The sequence below is a fragment of the Bradyrhizobium liaoningense genome, assembly GCF_018130785.1.
GTDB lineage: Bacteria > Pseudomonadota > Alphaproteobacteria > Rhizobiales > Xanthobacteraceae > Bradyrhizobium > Bradyrhizobium liaoningense_A.
This window is the reverse complement of sequence record NZ_JAFCJT010000002.1, coordinates 745,980-765,689: the sequence shown is the minus strand read 5'-3', so window position 1 is coordinate 765,689 and position 19,710 is coordinate 745,980. Positions and strand designations below refer to the sequence as shown.

At 64.6% G+C, this 19,710-nt stretch carries 23 protein-coding genes; 15 read left to right on the top strand and 8 right to left on the bottom strand.

What is annotated here, in order from left to right; genetic code table 11:
* Positions 1-419 precede the first annotated feature (419 nt).
* Positions 420-578, bottom strand: a complete 159-nt coding sequence (locus JQ627_RS09230) for a hypothetical protein (protein ID WP_212483866.1) — start codon at positions 576-578, stop codon at positions 420-422.
* Between the two features lie 308 nt (positions 579-886).
* On the opposite strand from JQ627_RS09230, the gene JQ627_RS09225 reads away from it, so the two are divergent.
* Complete coding sequence (locus JQ627_RS09225) at positions 887-1,078, top strand: hypothetical protein (protein ID WP_028150987.1); 192 nt, start codon at positions 887-889, stop codon at positions 1,076-1,078.
* A gap of 22 nt (positions 1,079-1,100) precedes the next feature.
* Here JQ627_RS09225 and JQ627_RS09220 read toward each other — a convergent pair whose 3' ends face one another.
* Positions 1,101-2,279 (bottom strand): OpgC domain-containing protein, encoded by a 1,179-nt coding sequence (locus tag JQ627_RS09220; RefSeq protein ID WP_212483865.1) that lies wholly within the window; start codon positions 2,277-2,279, stop codon positions 1,101-1,103.
* A gap of 256 nt (positions 2,280-2,535) precedes the next feature.
* Here JQ627_RS09220 and JQ627_RS09215 point away from each other — a divergent pair, with 256 nt between their 5' ends.
* The 3 genes from JQ627_RS09215 (at position 2,536) to JQ627_RS09205 (ending at position 4,379) form a co-directional block, all read left to right on the top strand.
* A complete protein-coding gene (locus tag JQ627_RS09215) occupies positions 2,536-2,841 on the top strand; it encodes an ETC complex I subunit (RefSeq protein WP_018323123.1) in 306 nt (101 codons plus the stop codon).
* 365 nt (positions 2,842-3,206) lie between these two features.
* Positions 3,207-3,701, top strand: coding sequence for an Lrp/AsnC family transcriptional regulator (locus tag JQ627_RS09210; RefSeq protein ID WP_212483864.1), 495 nt, complete (start codon positions 3,207-3,209; stop codon positions 3,699-3,701).
* Between the two features lie 378 nt (positions 3,702-4,079).
* Positions 4,080-4,379, top strand: coding sequence for a DUF3551 domain-containing protein (locus JQ627_RS09205; RefSeq protein ID WP_212483863.1), 300 nt, complete (start codon positions 4,080-4,082; stop codon positions 4,377-4,379).
* 101 nt (positions 4,380-4,480) lie between these two features.
* On the opposite strand, the gene JQ627_RS09200 is transcribed toward JQ627_RS09205, so the two are convergent.
* Positions 4,481-5,509 (bottom strand): AraC family transcriptional regulator, encoded by a 1,029-nt coding sequence (locus tag JQ627_RS09200; protein WP_212483862.1) that lies wholly within the window; start codon positions 5,507-5,509, stop codon positions 4,481-4,483.
* A gap of 102 nt (positions 5,510-5,611) precedes the next feature.
* Here JQ627_RS09200 and JQ627_RS09195 point away from each other — a divergent pair, with 102 nt between their 5' ends.
* Genes JQ627_RS09195 through JQ627_RS09180 form a run of 4 tightly spaced genes read left to right on the top strand, consistent with a single transcriptional unit; the run spans position 5,612 to position 11,334 of the window.
* A complete protein-coding gene (locus JQ627_RS09195) occupies positions 5,612-6,784 on the top strand; it encodes an isovaleryl-CoA dehydrogenase (protein ID WP_212483861.1) in 1,173 nt (390 codons plus the stop codon).
* 24 nt (positions 6,785-6,808) lie between these two features.
* Entirely contained in the window at positions 6,809-8,413 is a 1,605-nt protein-coding gene (locus JQ627_RS09190; protein WP_212483860.1) for a carboxyl transferase domain-containing protein, read from the top strand.
* 4 nt (positions 8,414-8,417) lie between these two features.
* Positions 8,418-10,421: an acetyl/propionyl/methylcrotonyl-CoA carboxylase subunit alpha gene (locus JQ627_RS09185; RefSeq protein WP_212483859.1), complete on the top strand. Its 2,004-nt coding sequence runs from the start codon at positions 8,418-8,420 to the stop codon at positions 10,419-10,421.
* A 1-nt stretch (position 10,422) separates the two neighbouring features.
* Positions 10,423-11,334: a hydroxymethylglutaryl-CoA lyase gene (locus JQ627_RS09180; RefSeq protein ID WP_212483858.1), complete on the top strand. Its 912-nt coding sequence runs from the start codon at positions 10,423-10,425 to the stop codon at positions 11,332-11,334.
* A 144-nt stretch (positions 11,335-11,478) separates the two neighbouring features.
* On the opposite strand, the gene JQ627_RS09175 is transcribed toward JQ627_RS09180, so the two are convergent.
* Genes JQ627_RS09175 through dctP form a run of 3 tightly spaced genes read right to left on the bottom strand, consistent with a single transcriptional unit; the run spans position 11,479 to position 14,407 of the window.
* Positions 11,479-12,837, bottom strand: a complete 1,359-nt coding sequence (locus tag JQ627_RS09175; RefSeq protein WP_212483857.1) for a TRAP transporter large permease — start codon at positions 12,835-12,837, stop codon at positions 11,479-11,481.
* Entirely contained in the window at positions 12,834-13,388 is a 555-nt protein-coding gene (locus tag JQ627_RS09170) for a TRAP transporter small permease (RefSeq protein WP_212483856.1), read from the bottom strand. Before JQ627_RS09170 ends, JQ627_RS09175 begins: the two co-directional genes overlap by 4 nt.
* A complete protein-coding gene (gene dctP / locus JQ627_RS09165; protein WP_212483855.1) occupies positions 13,385-14,407 on the bottom strand; it encodes a TRAP transporter substrate-binding protein DctP in 1,023 nt (340 codons plus the stop codon). Before dctP ends, JQ627_RS09170 begins: the two co-directional genes overlap by 4 nt.
* Positions 14,408-14,703: 296 nt before the next feature.
* Between dctP and JQ627_RS09160 the strand changes: the two genes are divergently transcribed.
* A complete protein-coding gene (locus JQ627_RS09160) occupies positions 14,704-14,946 on the top strand; it encodes a pentapeptide MXKDX repeat protein (protein ID WP_212483854.1) in 243 nt (80 codons plus the stop codon).
* A gap of 138 nt (positions 14,947-15,084) precedes the next feature.
* On the opposite strand, the gene JQ627_RS09155 is transcribed toward JQ627_RS09160, so the two are convergent.
* Positions 15,085-15,432: a DUF6481 family protein gene (locus tag JQ627_RS09155; RefSeq protein WP_212483853.1), complete on the bottom strand. Its 348-nt coding sequence runs from the start codon at positions 15,430-15,432 to the stop codon at positions 15,085-15,087.
* A 267-nt stretch (positions 15,433-15,699) separates the two neighbouring features.
* Here JQ627_RS09155 and JQ627_RS09150 point away from each other — a divergent pair, with 267 nt between their 5' ends.
* From JQ627_RS09150 to JQ627_RS09140, 3 genes are all read left to right on the top strand, one after another.
* Complete coding sequence (locus tag JQ627_RS09150; protein ID WP_212483852.1) at positions 15,700-15,927, top strand: hypothetical protein; 228 nt, start codon at positions 15,700-15,702, stop codon at positions 15,925-15,927.
* A gap of 76 nt (positions 15,928-16,003) precedes the next feature.
* Positions 16,004-16,240, top strand: a complete 237-nt coding sequence (locus JQ627_RS09145) for a hypothetical protein (RefSeq protein WP_212483851.1) — start codon at positions 16,004-16,006, stop codon at positions 16,238-16,240.
* A 173-nt stretch (positions 16,241-16,413) separates the two neighbouring features.
* Positions 16,414-17,196, top strand: coding sequence for a hypothetical protein (locus JQ627_RS09140; RefSeq protein ID WP_212483850.1), 783 nt, complete (start codon positions 16,414-16,416; stop codon positions 17,194-17,196).
* A 100-nt stretch (positions 17,197-17,296) separates the two neighbouring features.
* Here the strand turns inward: JQ627_RS09140 and JQ627_RS09135 are convergent, their stop codons facing one another.
* Positions 17,297-17,455, bottom strand: coding sequence for a hypothetical protein (locus tag JQ627_RS09135; protein WP_212483849.1), 159 nt, complete (start codon positions 17,453-17,455; stop codon positions 17,297-17,299).
* 189 nt (positions 17,456-17,644) lie between these two features.
* On the opposite strand from JQ627_RS09135, the gene JQ627_RS09130 reads away from it, so the two are divergent.
* The 3 genes from JQ627_RS09130 (at position 17,645) to JQ627_RS09120 (ending at position 19,701) form a co-directional block, all read left to right on the top strand.
* On the top strand, positions 17,645-17,797 hold the full coding sequence (locus JQ627_RS09130) for a hypothetical protein (protein ID WP_212483848.1): 153 nt from the start codon (positions 17,645-17,647) through the stop codon (positions 17,795-17,797).
* A 255-nt stretch (positions 17,798-18,052) separates the two neighbouring features.
* Complete coding sequence (locus JQ627_RS09125) at positions 18,053-18,271, top strand: hypothetical protein (protein WP_212483847.1); 219 nt, start codon at positions 18,053-18,055, stop codon at positions 18,269-18,271.
* A 158-nt stretch (positions 18,272-18,429) separates the two neighbouring features.
* A complete protein-coding gene (locus JQ627_RS09120) occupies positions 18,430-19,701 on the top strand; it encodes a hypothetical protein (protein ID WP_212483846.1) in 1,272 nt (423 codons plus the stop codon).
* Positions 19,702-19,710 lie beyond the last annotated feature (9 nt).

Sequence of the window (19,710 nt, the reverse complement as noted above, 5' to 3'; positions counted from 1 at the left end):
TCGGGGAGCGCGCAAGACAGTCAGGGCGGCCAAGGCGCTCAAGGCAACCAGGCGGGGCAGACCTACAACGCGCAGGGCTCGATCCATGGCAATGCCCAGAGCACGGCCAGCACCAGCGCCGGGGTCTGAGCCGGCCTCGATCGCGGCAGCGGAAGCCTGCGGCCTGTAGCGTCCGGAAGAGGACGCGAACCAGGCTGAAGTCTCCTCGAACGCCAGGCGCTCACTCCCGCGCAACGCGACTTCCGCGCGATTTTTCAAGGCATTGCGGTGGGCCAGCCGCGCAAAATTCGCAAGATTGGGTCGAACCTTTGGCTGTCGTCACAGACCAATGAGCATTGGGGGATTTCAGCGCCCAATGCCTAAACGGACGCCGCCAAGCGATGATATTCCGCTTGCGCGGCGTCGCGCTTTTCCGGGGATCAGTTCGTCGCGTACCAGCCGAGCGGAAATGGCAGGAACGGCCAGACCAGATAATTGTCGTTGGCGGCCTTCGGCGGTTCCGGGACGGATGTCTTGACGCGCGGCGCGGGCGGCGTCGAGTGCACCGCCAGGCGCAGACGTGCACATTGTAAATTCATTGTGGTCGCCCCAGCCGGTAAGTCTTCTGAAAAATGGAAATCAGTTCAAAATTACCACGCTTCCAAAACGGTGCGCTCATTCTCAAATTGCGCATGCATCATAGAAAAACCGGCGCCGGCTTTCAACCGCTCTTGGGCGGGTACCCCGCGAGAGGTAAGGTTGATCGGTTAGGTTAAGCCCGAGTGGTTGTTGCGGCCACATTCGTGGCTGCTATCAGGTCGGCAAGGCTCGCGATGGGCTCCCTGCAATCGATGCTCAGACAGGATCACAGTTCGTCGCGGCGCTCATATCCTGTGAGTTTTGCGTCATGTCTTTCGATCGCAACGTCCGAACCGTCCATCCGCAGTCGAGCTGGACCGAGATCTGGCACCTCTGGACCGTGATCGTGCCGCGCCGCTCGATCAACGGGCAGCTCGTCTATGGAAAGGTCTGGCGCCGCCACGACGGCCGCGACTGGATCTACAAGAAGTTCACCGAGTACGACAGCGAAGCGGCCTGAGCCGGCTCCGCTGCCGCATTGATCATGCGGCCTTTGCAGGAGAGCTGGCCGCGGGCTTGGCCGGCGGCGGCTTCAGCGGCTTGTCCTGCTTCTTCGACCACGAGATGTAATAAGCCACCGTCGTCATGATCGCGATGCCTGCGATGCTCACGAAGAGCTGCGCGAACAGCGAGCCCGAGCTCATTGACAGCTCGAAATGGCCGACGAAGGACAGAAACACGCCGACGCAGAACACGGCAAGCGACTGCTGGCCGCACACGATCAGCGGATCGAACACCTTCCACTCCAGGCCCGGCCATTCCTTCGGCACGAAGCGGATCACCAGGATCACGATCACGACGAAGTGGATGAAACGGTAGGGCGCGAGGTTGGTCTTGTCGTTCGGGTTGAAGGCCGAGAACAGCCATTCCGGGAACATGCCACCGAAGGTGGGGAAGCGGCCGGCCATCGTCATGACCAGTGCGAATGCGAGATAGCCGAGGCAGAGCCACAGCGTGATCGGTGAGTTGATCAGCGCCCCGGAGCGTCGCGCCCCGCCCATCGCACACCATGCGCCGAACACGAACAGCACCTGCCAGCAATAGGGGTTGAAGTACCACTGGCCGGCCGGATAGGCCGTCAGATTCCAGCCGAAGTGGCGCGCGGCGAGCCAAAGCACGATGGAGAGCACCATCGTCAGGTCCGGCTTGCGCAGCATGAACCACAGGATCGGCGGAAACAGGCCCATCAGCACGATGTAGAGCGGCAGCACGTCGAGATTGAGCGGCTTGAAGCGCAGGAACAGGCCCTGGCGCAGCGTCTCGGTGGCGTTGTCGACGAGGCCGGCGACGTTGAACTCGTTGATCATGTCGGAATCGCCGAACCGCAGCGCGAGATAGCTGATCGAGGCGATGTAGATCACGAACAGGATGATGTGGGCGACGTAGAGCTGCCAGACCCGCTTGGTCAGCCTCGTGGCGCCGACGATGAAGCCGCGCTCCAGCATCATCCGCGCATAGACGAAGGAGGCGGTGTAGCCGGAGATGAAGACGAACAGGTCGGCGGCGTCGGAAAAGCCGTAATTGCGGGTGGTGATCCAGTTCACCACGTTGTCGGGGATGTGGTCGAGGAAGATCGCCCAGTTCGCGACGCCGCGAAACAGGTCGAGCCGCAAGTCGCGGCCTTTCTCGGGGAGCGTGGCGTTGACGTTCAGGAAGGCCATGCGACGGAAGCTCTCGAAGGGGACGGATGCGCTGATGTCGGCGAGGCGGTACCGCCGGGGCGAATCCCGGGGCGGAGGGAGGGTACGCAATTGTCACGGTGCAGCATAATGACTATACCCGTCGGTGAGATGCCCCGGGGCCCGGAATCACCGATCAGTTCCCGAATGGTGTCTCTATACTATGCCCACGGTTTCCACCACTTGCTACCGTGACGCATCGAAATCGAACGAAAAGACCGAGAGGGCCGACCAGCCAATGACCGCACGCATTTTCAAGCCTGCCAAGAACGCGATGCAATCCGGCCGGTCCAAGACCAAGGAGTGGCAGCTCGACTACGAGCCGGAGCAGCCGCGCGCGGTCGAGCCGCTGATGGGCTGGACCTCGTCCGGCGACATGAAGCAGCAGATCACGCTGCGCTTCCACAGCAAGGAAGAGGCGGTCGCCTATTGCGAGCGCAAGGGCATCGCCTACCAGGTGATCGAGCCGCAGGATTCGATCCGCCGCCCGGTCGCCTATGCCGACAATTTCTCGTTCCGGCGCGGCGAGCCCTGGACGCACTAAAGGCATTCTCTTCCAAGATGCCGTCATGCCCGGGCCTGTCACGGGCATCCACGTTTCAGGCCGCGTTTGAAAGAACGTGGATGGCTGGGATAAGCCGAGGGATATCGTAGATGACGGCGGCGTTTGACGGCCGCGCTCGGCCTGCATGGTCGAGACGCCAGCTTTGGCAGGCTCCTCACCCTGATATCTCGACCCAAAACTCGACCTCATCCTGAAGCCCCGCCGGAGGCGGCGGTCTCGAAGGATGGGCCGCAGGCAAGCTTCCCGCCCGCGCTTTTCTAGCTCTGGGGAGCCTAAGGTGGTTGGCATCAATTCCACCCCGTGCTTCGCTGCCGCGCGTGACACGACCATGACGAGGGTGGAGTATGGCGGGGCGTGACCAGCTCGACGGCGTCGATCTGAAAATACTATCCGAGCTCCAGCAGGACGGACGGGTTCGCAACAACGAGCTGGCGCTGCGCGTCGGCGTCTCCGCGCCCAACTGCCTGCGGCGGCTGAAATTGCTGTTCAGCCGCGGCGTGATCCGGGCGGTCCGCGCCGTCATCGACGAGCGGCGGCTCGGCTACGAGGTGGTGTCGTTCGTCTCGATCCAGCTCGGCAGCCAGGCCCAGCCGGTGCTGGAGGCATTCGAGAGCTCGATCGCCGCGATCCCGCGCATCCAGCAGTGCTGGCGGATTTCAGGCGACACCGACTATCTCCTGAAATGTGTCGCGCCGAGCGTCGAGAGCATGCGCCAGCAGCTCCTGCATTTCGCGGCGATGCCTGATGTGAAGAACGTCCGCAGCTTCCCTGTGCTGGGCGTCGCCAAGGACGTGCCGCTGCCGTTGCAGGACGTCGTGCCGGCCGCGTCGGCGGGATAGGGCAATCGCACGCGACAAACGCAGGGCAGGCGGTTTCGTTGTGGCCATCCTTCGAGACGCCCGCTTTGCGGGCTCCTCAGGATGAGGTCTCGTTCCTCGGCGAAACTCTAAATCCTCATGGCGAGGAGCGCCGTCTTCGTCGCGCTTCGAACCATGAAGGCCCGGACTAACCCGGCCGGAAATTCATAAAAGCCAAATCTGTAGTCGGTCATATAGCTTAGTAACTCACCTAACTGTGACATGTGATTTGCGAAGCCCTGCGATGCGCTGGATCGTGATTGTCGGGGCAGGTGTCTGGCCTACATGCGAGGTGTGGGCCTTGGCGTGCATCGCATGCCGAGGATGCTTTTGTGGGACCCTGAAGCAGGAAAAGACAACATGACCTCGACCTCGAAGACGTTCGTCGCCTCCGCTGCGACGCTGTTCGCCTCTGCGTTTCTCATGATCACCGCTCCGTCAGCGAAGGCGGACGACTACTGCATCACCAACGGCGCCCAGGCTGCGCACGGCTGCGGCTATCCGACGATGGAAGCCTGTCGCGCCGCTGCCGGCGGCATCGGCGGCACGTGTTCGCAGGCCGCCGGCGCAAAGACCAGCAACGATGCGCTCGCCTTCCAGCCGAAGCAGACGCAGTCGCGCGGCAAGCATCGCTCGGGCGGGCAGATCAACTCGAACTAACTGCGGAATTCAAGACCAGTTTCGAGACTTCGCGGCCTTCGAGGTTTATCTCGGGGGCCGCTATTTGATGACAATCAGGCGACGACGCTCTTCTGAGCGCCTCAGCGATACCGGCCGCGAAATTCGCGCGGGCTAGCGCCGGTCCAGGTGCGGAAGGCACGCGAAAAGCTCTTCTCGTTGCGGAAGCCGGCGATCTCCGCGATCCGCTTGATCGGCGTCCGGCCGCGCATCAGCTCCTGCTTGGCGAGCTCGAACTTTGCCTCTTCCTTGAGATCGCGCAGCGAGGTCGCTTCCTCGCGCAGGCGCCGATGCATGGTGCGGGTGGAGAGCGCCAGCTCGCTTGCGACATCCTCGGCGCCGAGAATGCGTCCGCGTGCATTGCGCAGCACGCGGCGGACGCGCTCGACCAGGAGCCGGTCGCGCCGGTAGGGCAGCACGGTGAGCCGCAGCGCGCCCTTGAGCATGCTGTCGAGATCGGCGGGGCTGCGGGTGAGCGGCAGAGAGAGATAATGTTTGTCGAAGACGATGCGGGCGCCGTCCGCATCAAAGCTCAAATGCCTGCAGAAGATCGTCGGATAGACCGAGACGTGGCCCGGCTCGGAATAGGGAAACTCGGCCGCACGCAGGGCGATCGCGGAATCGACGGCCCAGCAGGAGAAGCCGAGGACATAGCGGAGCAGCGTGACCAGGCAGAATTCACGCAAGGGGCCGAGGTCGCGCTGCTCGCGAATGGAGATGGTCGCAGTCTCATCACCAAGCGAGAGCTCGAACAGCACATCCTCGGTCAGCAGGCGATGATGCCGGCACCAGCGCTTTAGCGCGACTTCGAGATTGGGGGCCGTGATCGAGGCGCGGCACAGCAAGCCATAGGTTCCCCAAGGCAGCCGGCGCGAGAACCAGCCGAGCGCCTCGTCGTCGAGCTCGCGCATGGCGTGGCCGGCCAGCGCCTCGAACTGGGCCGCCGTCACCCGTCCGTCCCAGGATCGAACGAGGTCCTCGGTGACCTGCCCCTTGCCCAAGGCTTCGGCCGGATCCCGTCCGTAAAGGGCATAAGCGGCAACCACGCCGCGGACGAAGGCGGCTGGGGTCATGGCGCGGCGGGGCGTCGCGGTCGCGGCTTGAAAAGGCATGAAAAATCCTCGCCAAACTTGGCGGAAAATGCAACCTTTTCGACCGCCAGGACGCCCGGGCGGGGGTAGGTTCGGACCCGACAAGAATACGGAGGAATCGCCTTGAACATCCCGAGCATCGATTTCGATCTGGGCGAAGACATCAGCATGCTGCGCGACACGCTGCGCGCCTTCGTCGAAGCGGAGGTCGCTCCGCGCGCCGCCGAGATCGAGAAGGCCAATCTGTTCCCGGCCGACCTCTGGAAGCGCTTTGGCGACCTCGGCCTGCTCGGCATGACCGCGCCCGAGCAATATGGCGGCTCCAACATGGGCTATCTCGCTCATATCGTCGCGATGGAGGAGATTTCGCGCGGCTCTGCCGCGGTCGGGCTGTCCTACGGCGCCCATTCCAACCTCTGCGTCAACCAGATCCGCCGCAACGGCAACGACGCGCAGCGCACACGCTATCTGCCAAAACTGATCTCCGGCGACTATGTCGGCGCGCTGGCGATGTCCGAGCCCGGCGCCGGCTCCGACGTCGTCTCGATGAAGCTGCGCGCCGACAAGCGCGGCGACCGCTACGTGCTCAACGGCTCCAAGATGTGGATCACCAATGGCGGCGACGCCGACGTGTTGGTCGTCTATGCCAAGACCGATCCGGAGGCGGGACCGCGCGGCATGACCGCGTTCCTGATCGAGAAGGGCTTCAAGGGGTTCACCCACGGCCAGCATCTCGACAAGCTCGGCATGCGCGGCTCCAACACCTATCCCTTGTTCTTCGACGAGTGCGAGGTGCCGGAGGAGAACGTGCTCGGCAAGGTCGGCGAGGGCGTCAAGGTGCTGATGTCCGGCCTCGACTATGAGCGCGCGGTGCTCTCGGGTGGCCCGCTCGGGATCATGGCGGCCTGCATGGACGCGGTGGTGCCCTACATGCACGAACGCAAGCAGTTCGGCCAGCCGATCGGCGATTTCCAGCTCATGCAGGGCAAGCTCGCCGACATGTATTCGACCTGGCAGGCCACCCGCGCCTATGTCTATGCCGTCGGGCGGGCTTGCGACCGTACCGATCATGCGCGCACGCTGCGCAAGGATTCTGCCGCCGCGATCCTCTATTCCGCGGAGAAGGCGACCTGGATGGCCGGCGAGGCGATCCAGGCGCTCGGCGGCGTCGGCTATACCAGCGAGTTTCCGGTCGGACGTCTCTGGCGCGACGCAAAGCTCTACGAGATTGGCGCAGGTACGTCGGAAGTGCGCCGTATGCTGATCGGCCGCGAGCTGATGGCTGAGACGGCCTGAAACCTTCACCTCATTGGAATCAACATGCCGCTCCATTCCAGCATCGATACGTCTTCATCAGATTTTGCGCGCAATTCCGAGGCCATGCGCGGCCTCGTCGCGGACCTGCGCGAAAAGTTGAGCCAGGTCGCCGGCGGCGGCGGCGAGGTCTCGCGCAACCGCCACACCGCGCGCGGCAAGATGCTGGCGCGCGAGCGCGTCGACCTGCTGGTCGATCCCGGCACGTCGTTCATGGAGCTGTCACCGTTGGCGGCGTACGGCCTGTATGGCGGTGACGTGCATTCGGCGAGCGTCATCACCGGGGTGGGGCGCATCTCGGGCCGCGAATGCGTGATCGTCGCCAACGACGCCACCATCAAGGGCGGCACTTACTACCCGATGACCGTGAAGAAGCATCTGCGCGCGCAGGACGTGGCGCGGCAGAACAACCTTCCCTGCGTCTACATGGTCGATTCCGGCGGCGCCTTCCTGCCGCTCCAGGACGAGATCTTTCCGGACGAGCGCCATTTCGGCCGCATCTTCTACAACCAGGCGCAGATGTCCTCCCAGGGCATTCCGCAGATCGCGATCGTGATGGGCTCCTGCACCGCCGGCGGCGCCTATGTCCCCGCGATGTCCGACGAGAGCATCATCGTGCGCAATCAAGGCACCATCTTCCTCGGCGGCCCACCGCTGGTGAAGGCCGCGACCGGCGAGGTGGTGAGTGCGGAGGAGCTCGGCGGCGCCGACGTGCATTCGCGCCAGTCCGGCGTGACCGATCATTACGCCCAGAACGACGCCCACGCGATCGGCATCGCCCGGCGCATCGTCGGCACGCTGAAGCCATCCGTGCGGCCGAACCTCAACATGCGCAAGCCGCGCGATCCGCTGTTCGCGGCGGACGAGATCTACGGCGTCGTGCCCGTCGACGGCAGAAAACCGTTCGACGTGCGCGACATCATCGCCCGCGTCGTCGACGGCTCCGAGTTCGACGAGTTCAAGAAGCTCTACGGCACGACGCTGGTCTGCGGCTTCGCTCATGTCTGGGGCTATCCGGTCGGCATCATCGCCAACAACGGCATCCTGTTCAGCGAGAGCTCGCTGAAGGGCGCGCATTTCATCGAGCTGTGCTGCCAGCGCGGCATTCCGCTTGTGTTCCTGCAAAACATCACGGGCTTCATGGTCGGCAAGAAGTACGAGGCCGGCGGCATCGCGCGCGACGGCGCCAAGCTGGTGACGGCGGTTGCGACCGCCTCGGTGCCGAAATTCACCGTGGTGATCGGCGGCTCCTACGGCGCCGGCAATTACGGCATGTGCGGCCGCGCCTACTCGCCGCGCTTCCTCTGGATGTGGCCGAACGCGCGCATCTCGGTGATGGGCGGCGAGCAGGCCTCGATGGTGCTGAGCCAGGTCCGGCGCGACAACATCGAGGCCAAGGGCGATAGCTGGTCGAAGGAAGAGGAAGATAAGTTCCGCGAGCCTATCCGCGCGCAATATGAGAGCCAGGGGCATCCGTATTACGCGACCGCGCGGCTATGGGACGACGGCGTGATCGATCCGGCCGACACCCGGCTCGTGCTCGGGCTCGGCCTTTCGGCGGCGTCGAATGCGCCGTTCGAACCAACGAAATTCGGCCTGTTCAGGATGTGATGCGATGGACCGCTCAATGCTCTACCGGCGTTTCCACACGCTCCTGATCGCCAACCGCGGCGAGATCGCAGCTCGCGTCATCCGCACCGCGCGCGCCATGGGCCTGCGCACGGTCGCGGTGTATTCCGAGGCCGACCGCGATGCGATGCATGTCGCGCTCGCGGACGAGGCCGTGCTACTCGGCCCGGCACGCGCGCGGGATAGTTATCTCAATGTCGAGCGGCTGATCGAGGCCGCGCGCAAGACCGGCGCCGAGGCCGTGCATCCCGGCTACGGTTTCCTGTCGGAGAATGCCGAATTCGCGCGAGCCTGCCTGGACGCCGGGCTGGTGTTCGTCGGCCCGACCGCCGGGATGATGACCGCGATGGGCTCGAAGTCCGGCTCCAAGGCGCTGATGGAGAAGGCCGGCGTGCCGCTGGTGCCCGGCTATCATGGCGAGGCCCAGGACGAGGCGACGCTGGCGAAGGCGGCCGACAAGATCGGCTTCCCCATTCTGGTGAAGGCGTCCGCCGGCGGTGGCGGCCGCGGCATGCGCATCGTGCGCTCGGCGGCCGAGCTTGGATCCGCGATCGTCAGCGCCAAGCGCGAAGCCAAGGCAGCGTTCGGCGACGACACCATGCTGATCGAAAAATATGTCGACAATCCCCGTCACATCGAGGTGCAGATCATCGGCGACAGCCACGGCAATCTGGTCTCGCTGTTCGAGCGCGAATGCACGCTGCAGCGCCGGCACCAGAAGGTGATCGAGGAGGCGCCGTCGCCGACGCTGAATGCTGCCCAGCGCGAGACGGTCTGCGCCGCAGCGCGAAAGGCGGCGGGCGCGGTGAACTATGTCGGCGCCGGTACGATCGAGTTCGTCTCCGACGGCAAGGACGTGTTCTTCATCGAGATGAACACGCGTCTTCAGGTCGAGCATCCCGTGACCGAGCTGATCACCGGGATCGATCTCGTCGAATGGCAGCTGCGCGTCGCCTTCGGCGAGGCGCTGCCGCTGAAGCAGGATGAGATCCGCCTCAACGGCCACGCGGTCGAGGCGCGCGTCTACGCCGAAAACCCGACCAAGAACTTCATGCCGTCGGTCGGAAAGATCTCGACCTGGCGCTTGCCTGCAGAGACCGGCGGCTTGCGGATCGACGCCGGCTATCGCGAGCGCGACAGCGTGTCGCCCTATTATGATGCGATGCTCGCAAAAATGATCGCGTGGGCGCCGACGCGGGACGTCGCGATCGAGCGGCTGAATCGCGGGCTGCAAGAGTCCGACGTCCGCGGCATCGTCACCAACATTCCGTTCCTGTCGGCGCTGATGACGCATCCGAAGGTGCGGACCAACGCCATCGACACCGGCTTCATCGAGCGCGAGCTGGCGGTATTGGCCTCGGCTCCGCCGGCGCCCGGCGAGCTCGAGCTCTGCGCCGCCGTGGCCGCGATCGTCAATGACGAGCGGCAGGCTGCGCAAGGCGAGGCGAATTCGCCGTGGCAGACTTTTGGCTGGATGCCGGTCGGCCGCCGCCAGCGCAGCTTTGCCTTCCGCGTCGGCCATGGACCTGAACAGAAGATCACGATGAACTATGGCAGCGGGCCGTCGACGCTGGTGATCGGAGAGCGTGAGCTGGCGTTCACAGTTGCGCCGAAGGATGGCGGCTTCGACCTGACGCTGGATGGCGTCAAATCGCAGGTTGCGGCGGTGATCGACGGCCATGAGCTCTACTTGCGCACGCGCAATGGTCGTTTCGACCTGCACTGGGTCGATCCATTCGGCGGCGAAAGCGAGGAGCATGTCGGCGAGGACAAGATCGCAGCGCCGCTGCCGGGCACGGTCGTCGCCGTGCTGGCCGAGGAGGGCGCCAAGCTCGAAAAAGGCGCGCCGATCCTCACCCTCGAAGTGATGAAGATGGAGCAGACGTTGCGGGCACCCTATGCCGGCGTGCTGAAATCCATCAAGTGCAAGGTCGGCGACATCGTCCAGGAGGGCGTCGAGCTCGCCGTTGTCGAGCCTTCTGGAGAATGACATGAGCGCCCCCGTCCGCATCATCGAAATGGGGCCGCGCGACGGCCTCCAGAACGAGAAGACGCCCGTCAGCGTCGAGGCCCGCATCGCCTTCGTCGAGGCGCTGGTCGCGGCCGGCCTCACCACGGTCGAGGTCGGAGCCTTCGTCTCGCCCAAGGCGATCCCGCAGATGGCGAGCTCGGACGCCGTGCTGCGCGGCGTCAGGCACGTCAAGGGCGCCGAATTCCACGTGCTGGTGCCGAACGAGAAGGGCTATGACGCCGCGCGCGCTGCCGGCGCGCAAGTCGTCTCCGTGTTCGCGGCGGCCTCGGAAGGCTTCTCGCGCGCCAACATCAACTGCACGGTCGCGGAGTCCATCGAGCGGTTCAAGCCCGTGCTGGCGCGCGCCAAGGCCGACGGCGTGCCGGTGCGCGGCTATATCTCCTGCGTGCTCGGCTGTCCGTTCGACGGCGAGATCAAGCCGAAGGCGGTCGCCGATCTCGCCAACACGCTGTGGGAGCTCGGCTGCTACGAGATCTCGCTCGGCGACACCATCGGCGTGGGCACGCCGGCCAAGGCGAAGGACATGCTGCGCGCGGTCATCGCCAATATTCCGCCGGCCAATCTCGCGATGCATTTCCACGACACCTACGGCCAGGCGCTCGCCAATCTCTATGCCGGGATGGAGGAGGGCGTCCGCGTGATCGACGCTGCCGCCGGCGGCCTCGGCGGCTGTCCCTACGCCCCGGGCGCAACCGGCAATGTCGCGACCGAGGACGTCGTCTACATGCTTGAAGGCATGGGCATCAGGACCGGCGTCGACATGGACAAGCTGCTGGCGGCGACGAACGCGATGAGCGGCGTGCTGGGCAAGCCGCCGGTGAGCCGCGTGGCGTCTGCGCTGAACGCGAAGAAGAAGCGGGCTGCTTCCTAGCCTCGTAGGGTGGGCAAAGGTGCGTAGCGCCGTGCCCACCATCTCTCTGTGATCTCGCCAGTAAGTGGTAGGCACGCTTCCGCCCTCGCTCTTCGAGCTACGGCGAAGAAGTCTTTGCCCACCCTACGGCAATCGCGATCGCCCCTATTTGCTCCCGTCCGGCCCCATCACCAGATCGGGCAGCCCGGTCGAGATCCCCGGGAAGAGGCACAGCAGCAGCACCGCGAGCATCATCAGCAACACGAAGGGCAGGGTGCCCCAGATCACCTCGCGCAAGGGAATATCGGGTGCGACGTTGCGGATGACGAAGATGTTGAGGCCGACCGGTGGATGGATCAGCCCCATCTCCATCACGATGGTCATGACGACGCCGAACCAGATGATATCGAAATTGGCGGCGCGGAGCGGCGGCAAGATGATCGGCGCCGTCATCAGGATGATCGAGACCGGCGGCAGGAAGAAGCCGAGCACGACGACCATGACCAGGATCGCGAACAGCAGCTCCCAGCGTGGTAGGTGCATCGCGACGATGGATTCGGCGACCGATTGCGAGATGTGCAGATAGCTCATCACGTAGGAATAGAGCAGCGACATGCCGATGATCATCATCAGCATGGTCGATTCCCGGATCGTCGACTTCATGATGGGCGCGAGGTCGCTCGGGCGCCACACGCTGTAGATCGCCGCGATCAGCGCGAGCGCGAGGAGGCCGCCGAGGCCGGCGGTTTCCGATGGCGTGGCGTAGCCGCCATAGAGCGCGATCATGACGCCGGTCAGCAGCAGCACGAACGGGATCACGCGCGGCAGTACGCTGAAGCGTTCGGCGAGCGTGTATTCGTCGCGGGCCAGGATCGCAGCTTCGGGCCCGCCATTCTTGTAGATCGCTTCGGCAGCGGCATATTCCTGGCGGAAGCGGATCACCGCATAGGCCCCGAACAGCGAGACCAGCAGCAGGCCGGGGCCGATGCCGGCCAGGAACAGCCGGCCGAGCGATTTTTCGGCGGCGACCGCGAACAGGATCATGGTGATCGAGGGGGGCAGCAGAATGCCGAGCGTGCCGCCGGCTGCGATGATGCCGGCCGCGAAGCCGCCGGAATAGCCGCGCTTGCGCATCTCGGGGATGCCGGCTGATCCGATCGCCGAGCAGGTCGCTGGGCTCGAGCCCGCCATCGCCGCGAACAGCGCACAGGCGAACACGTTGGCGACGCCCAAGCCACCGGGGACGCGATGCAGCCAGGCATGCAGGGCCGAATAGAGATCCTGGCCGGCGCGCGACTTGCCGATCGCGGCGCCCTTCAGGATGAAGAGCGGGATCGACAGCAGCGTGATCGAGGCCATTTCCTCGTAGACATTCTGCGTCACCGTATCCAGGGAAGCGGCGGGCATGTAAATGCCCATGAACACGACCGCGACCGCGCCAAGCGCGAACGCGATCGGCATGCCTGAGAACATGACGACCAGCGTCGCGATTCCATAGGCGAGGCCGATACCGAAAACGCTCATGGACGCCTGGCTCCTGCGAAAGGCAGCGCAAGCTGCACGAGGATCTGGACGCAGAGCAGGCTCATCCCGAGCGCCATCAGCGAATAGGGAATGGCGAGCGGCGGCGACCACATCGAGTTCGAGACCTGGCCGTCGACATAGGCTTCATGGGCCAGCGTCCAGGACTTCCAGGTGAAAAAGGCGCAGAACAGGAACGTCGCGACATCGACCAGCCAGAGCCTGATCCGGTTCGCGAGCGGCGACAGCAGGCCGACAAAGGCCTCGATGCCGATATGGCCGCGGTTCTGCTGCACATAGGCCGCCGTCATGAAGGTCGCGCCGACCAGGAGGAATACGGCGGCCTCGTCCTGCCAGTAATTGGCGGCCTTGAACAGGGCGCGGCTGAGCACGCTGTAGCTCAGGATGGCGCAGGCCGCGACCAGCGCGATCGCGGCGAACACGACGATGATGCGGTTGAGGACGGCGAGACCGCGATCGATCGCCGCCGCAAGGCCGGTCCTTGCGGCAGCGTTCGCTTGGTCGTCACGATCCGGAAGCGGACCGTGGCTCATGCGCCGACGTCGGAGGCGAGCTTGAGCAGGTTGGCAGCGGTCTTGGTCTTGGCGCCGTAGTCCTTCCACGCGGTGTCGCGGGCGATGTCGCGCCATTTGCCGACGGTGGCGGCATCGAGCGCCGAGACCTTGGCGCCGGCCTTCTCGTAGACCTTGGCGACCTCGATGTCGTCGTCCTGCGCGCCCTTGCGGCCGAAGGCCTCGAGCTCGGTGCCGACCGCGAGCAGGACGTCCTGCTGGTTCTTCGGCAGCTTGTCGAAGATCGCCTTCGACATCATCAGCGGCTCGAGCATGAACCAGTAGGAGGCGCCCGCACCCGAGGTCAGCGACTTCGCGACCTCTTCGAGCCGGAACGAGATCAGGCTGGTCGAGGAGGTGATACCGGCATCACAGGCGCCGGTCTGCATCGCCGCGTAGATTTCGTTCGACGGCACCGAGAGCACCGAGGCGCCGGCGGTCTGGAGCACCATGTCCATCTCGCGCGAGCCGCCCCGCACCTTCATGCCCTTGGCATCTTCAGGGGCGACGATCGGCTTGGAGCGGCTGGCGACGCCGCCGGCCTGCCACACCCAGGTGAGAAGGATGATGCCCTTGTCGGCGAGGAAGTCGGTCAGCGCCTTGCCGACCGGCTCCTTCTTCCAGCGCATGCCCTGGTCGTAGGTGGTCACGAGGCCCGGCATCAGGCCGATATTGGTCTCCGGCAACTCACCGCCAGCGTAAGGCATCGGATAGAGGCTGATGTCGAGCGCGCCCTTGCGCATCGCCGAGAACTGCGCGTTGGTCTTGATCAGCGAGGAGTTCGGATAGATTTCCGCGGCGATGTCGCCGTTGCTGCGCTTGGCGACTTCAGCCGCGAACATGCGGCAGAGCCGGTCGCGGAAGTCGCCCTTGTCGATGGTACCGCCCGGGAATTGATGCGAGATCTTCAGCGTGGTCGCGGCGTGCGCGGTTCCGGTGCCGAAGCGAAGAATGGCGGGTGCGGCGACGGCGGTCGCGATCAGATGACGGCGCGTGAGCATGGTGGTATCCCCTTGGACGGTCTTGGCCGGTTCTTGTTTGGTGTGAGGTGGGCTGGGTCTTTGAGACCGGCGCGTAGTCCATCCTAGCCGGTCTTTCACCCAATATTCTCTCATCTGATAGTTCGAGACCGAATGCCGCGGCAAGTGCCGACTTTGCTGCGGTGCACACCTACCGCTCGCGTAGCCGGCCCGCAGAAATTTTGTCGGTGGGCGCGTAACAACGCCAGCGGGCAATCCGTCGAGATCAGATAGCGGCGTCCGTCGCTGACAAACACCATCTCGAAGGGAAATCACTCATGACCATTCGCACCCGCATCGTGCTCGGCGTCTCGGCTGCCGCTCTGTCACTTGGCCTCGGGCTGTCGCCGGCCGCTTTTGCCCAGGACAAGATGGGCAAGGACGACGGTATGATGAAGAAGGACACGATGTCCAAGGACGGCATGAAGAAGGACACCATGTCCAAGGACGACGGCATGAAGAAGGACCACATGTCGAAGGACGGGATGAAGAAAGACGACGGGATGATGAAGAAGAACTGATCTTCCGCCGCCGTGGCAACGTCTGCGAAAGCGGAAGCGCACGCTTGAAAGTCCGAGGGCGGTCACATGGACCGCCCCGGTGATGTCTCGGTTCAACTTCAATTGAACGTGACTTGAGTTGAACGTGACTTGCGAACGTTACTTCCGCTTGGCCTTTCGGGCGGCGTAGCGGGCGTCGCGCTTGGCCTTTTGCTCGGCCTCGATTTCAGCCTGCCTGGCGATCGCTTCCTCCGCTTCGCGTGCGATCCGCGCGGCTTCGGCCGCTGCAGCTTCTTCCGCAATGCGCTTTTGCTCGGCCTTTTCGGCTTCGCGGGCGGCCTTTGCCTCGGCGCGCTTGGCCGCGAGTGCCTCGCGCTCAGCACGACGTGCCACCACCGCCGGGTCGTCCTGCCCGGGCTGCGACTTGAATTTGTTCAAAAGATTTTTGCGTGCGTCCTGCGCCGCCTTTTGCCGGTCTGCGAAACCGGGTTCCCTGAATCCACTCATCGACGAGCCTTGTCTTCCTCGCTTCCGATCCTACATCATTGCCTGTTGGTACGTCGGCTGGGCATAGCGGGCACCACGCGACGCAGAAGCGTGTACATCGACGCGCGTCGCGAAGCCACCCATAATCGCAGCCGATCAGGTAGACGAAAAATCGCCACCCCCGACGATCTCTCGTAGCCCCGAAAAACTGCCGAATTGTGATTTCCCTCATAAGGGATCACACGGAGCGGCGCCTAGCGTCCGCCCGGTACGAGACGGAGCACGGGCATGATGATCTTCCAACTAAGCCCGAAGGCGCTCGCGATCGCCGTCGCGGTGGTCGCGCTGACCGGCGTCGCGCTGTTGCTCGCCCGCCCGAAGCCGATCGAAAGTGCCGTCCTCGGCGCGGATTGGGAATGCACCCGGACCGCATTCTTGCTCACGACCTGCGCACCGCGGGCCACCCCGGCGGTCGAAACCTCGCGCAAGGATGCAATCCGGCAGACCCGGGGCTGAACTCGAGAGATCGACCGGGATGTGACGCGACGTCGCAGAGGTGCTAAAGCCGGCTCACCCCGGCGATCGGTCAGCCATGTCCAAGTCCGAGTCAAAGTCCGAATCCAAGCCCGAACCGGACAAAAAGTCCAAATCCCTCGCCAAACCTCAATCCGGCGACAACCGTCGTGGGGCGATTGCCGGGTTGATCATCGCGATCGTGATCCTCGGTGTCGGCTGGTGGCTCGCCCGCGATCTGACGTCGGCCAGCAAGATGCAGGACTGCCTGATGTCGGGGCGGACCAACTGCAATGTGATCGAGCCGGCGCGCTAGAACGATTCCGGCGGCCCCCTAGGGCCGAAAATTGCCCTGATCTTAATCATTTGTAACGGGACTTAGCCGACCAAAGCAGGGCAGTTATGTCAGTCGGCATCAGCCAGGCGCGAGGCGAATCGTCTATCGCGCTAGGCGCCACGGCAATCGCGAGAGTAGGGGGTCAAGCACGCATGAGTGCGTCCAACCGCATGAAGATCATCATTCCCTTGGTTTCGGCCATGTCCCTTGTTGCCCTTTCGGCGCGGGCACAGGACTCATTGCCGCCAAGACCCCCGGCCCAGGCGCCTGCGGGGCCCGGCGCCGGTGCGCCGCCCCAGAACAATCAGAACATGCGCAAGGGCCCCCCGCCGCAGCAGGCGGCCCGGCCCGCGCAACAGCCCGGCGGCCAGCCCCACGCCGGCGGCCCCGGTCCCGGCCCGCACGGAGCAGGCGGCCCGCCGCCCGGACGCAATTACGCCAGGGGCCCCGCACCGGAGCGCGACTGGGGCGGACACGCCTATCGCGGCAATCGCGCCTGGGATGGCGGGCGCTGGCGCCACGAGGTCCGCAACGGCCGCTCCGGCTGGTGGTGGGACGTCGGTGGCGTCTGGTACTATTATCCGCAGCGGATGGCCGGCCCGCCGGCCTACATCTCCGAGGATTACATCGACGACGTGCCGGTGGCATATGCCCCGGCGCCGCCTCCCGTCGCCTACGAACCGCCGCCGCCTCCGCCACCGGCTGATCCCGGCGCAAGCGCGCTTGGCGGCGCCATCGTCGGCGGCGTGCTGGGCGGCCTGATCTCGGGCAACGCCTCGGGCGCGGCCGCAGGTGCGGTGATCGGCGGCGCCACCGGCGCGATCGCCGGCGCCACGGCTGCCTCGCGGCCCGGCTATTATCTGGCCCAGGGCAATTGCTACTACCGCTATCCGAGCGGCCAGTATGTGCAGGCCGATCCTCGCGCGTGTTACTGAGGCTCCCGGCAAGGTCTGAAACAAGGAGGCGGGCGCAGGCCCGTCTCTTTTTGTCGGGGCAGCGTATTGTTTGCTGAAGCGATACTGATCGCTTCGCGCGTCACACCAGCCAGTTGAAGAACGCGATCGCGGCCCAGACCAGGCCTGCGATCCAGGCCAGCATCACGATACCGATGGTGGCAAGAAACGTGGCGCCGAACAGGTCGGGCCTTACGCGTCGTGTCGGGACGTGAGCCTCGGCTGTTGCTTCTTGTGTCATGACAGACCACCCATGCCCTCTCGCGGCGGTGCGAGCGGTTGAAGCGATGTTTAGCCGAGACGCCGGGGGCAGGCTGTGACGCAGTTCACAGATGCGTCTTGGGGAGCGGGACGACGAGAAAACTACCCCGCATTCATACGGACGAAATTGCCATCGGCCCGTCCATATCGGTCGGTTAGATTCGACCTCATGTGTCCCAAGTACGACCCACAGCACGAAGCCGAGGCCGCGATGAAGCGGGCCGCGGCGTCCTCCGACGGTGCCGACCGGCAGCGACTGATCCAGCTGGCTCTGGCCTGGCATCAGCTCGCCCGCGACCGTCGCGAAGAGCAGACGGACTGATCGCCCCCTCGGCGAGATCTCGCGTCAATGGTCGGCCGGGGTTGGGAAGCTGGTGGGCATGCATGAGAAAGCCCCGTGCTCGGGGACGAGCACGGGGCCCTTCAAAGCCGACCGGGGCTGGCGGGTCGGCACCACTCCATTTCGTTGCAGCCAACGTGCTGGCCGTGATCTCGTTCCACGGCGCTGCGCATTTCGTCGCGCCGGACTGACGTTGCACGGTTAGGAACGTCCGTTCCCCGCCGACGTTGGGCGGCTATGACAGACCCCGAATTGCGCGCACAGTCTTTCGAGATCGCATGGAAATATCTCGACCAATCCGGCCTGCTCACCGGTGAGCGCAGGGATTCGGCCCGCTTCATCCTGAACCGGATCGATCGCATGATGCTGCGTGGCGAGCGGCGGAGGCTGCTGCTGTCGAACGCCGCGATCGACGCCTACCGGTTGCGGTCCGCGCTCGTGGCTTTGGATGCATGAACGATCCGAGCGAGCGAAACGCGGCATTAAGACATGCTCCGCGCCGACTGCCGGAAGGGCGATTCGTGTTTCGGGAACGAAGTGGAGTCGGATCGTGAACAAACGAGGCGCTGGTCGGGCGTGTCGATATTGCCGACGAGATTTGCATCAAGAGTCGCATGGAGACCGTTGAGACCTATCTGGACCGCAAGCGCAGGGAAATCGGGCTGCTGAATGACTGCCTGAGAGACCCGCTTCATCTTCCTTGTCTGCGGTCGGTCGATGAGGTCATCACAGCCAAATTCCGGATCGCTGCAGCGCTGCGGGCGGAGCATGAGCTGCGCGACTGGAAGGCGACCGAGACGGCGTGGTCCGCGACCGCGTCTCCTGCGAGCGGTCCGTTTGCCTTCAGCTACGATTACCAGCGGGCCGATCTCGAGGTGCACGGTCCCGCGTTCTATGAACTCGCGCGCGGTTGCACCGGCGAGACGATCTACACCGCCTCCGGCATGGCCGCGATCTCGGCGTTGCTGCTCGCATCCGCAGGGATCATCGACGGGGCCGATATTCTGGTGCTGCCAGGCACTTACGGCGAGACGTTGGAACTGATCGACGGCTTTGTCTCTCATTTGCGGCTTGTCACGCTGAAGTCGCCGCTGGAAGAAGCGTTTGCTCCGGCCGGCTCATCGCGAATTCTGCTGCTGGATTCATGCGCCTTGGCCGGGGCGTTCGACGCGGCTTTGCGCTGCGACGGCTCGGCGCTCGACCTGCTGATCTTCGACACGACATGTTTCGCCGGCAGATCGGGCCGCATCCGACGTGTCCTGAGATGGGCAGGCCGATGCGGAATTCCCGTGGTGATGGTGCGAAGCCATAACAAGCTGGATTCGCTCGGGGTGGAATACGGGCGGCTCGGTTCGGCGGTTTTCGTGCGCTGGAATGGGAAGGACCTCGACGCAAGCCGTTTGATGTCCGAATGCCTTGCGGCGGAAACCCGCAATGCCGTGCGGCTTCTTGGCGGCGCGGCGCTGCCGGCGCATTTTCCGCCGTTCGTGGGCACGGCGGACTATTGGGCTCTAACCGGAAAGCGTGTCGCTGCAATCCTGCGCAACGGCCGCCACACGGCGCGATATTTCGCCTCCGAGCTGGCGTCGCTCTCGGCCGAACTGCATTTCACCCACGGCCTCTATGTCACGCTTCGAGGCAGGGACGCCCTCAGTGAGGCGACCGCACGGCAGGCCGCCGAAGACATGAGCGGCGATCTGGGCCGCGAAGGCTTCCCCATTCGCCACGCCGGCAGCTTCGGCTTCGACTTCGCCGCGACCGAGTGGTTTCGCAACGCGACCACGGATCAGTACAGCGTCCGGGTTGCGGTCCCTGACCTTCCGACCGAACTGTGGAATGATCTTGCGACGGCCATTGCCCGGTGGTGGGCAACGAAGCAATGGTAGTTTGGAGAT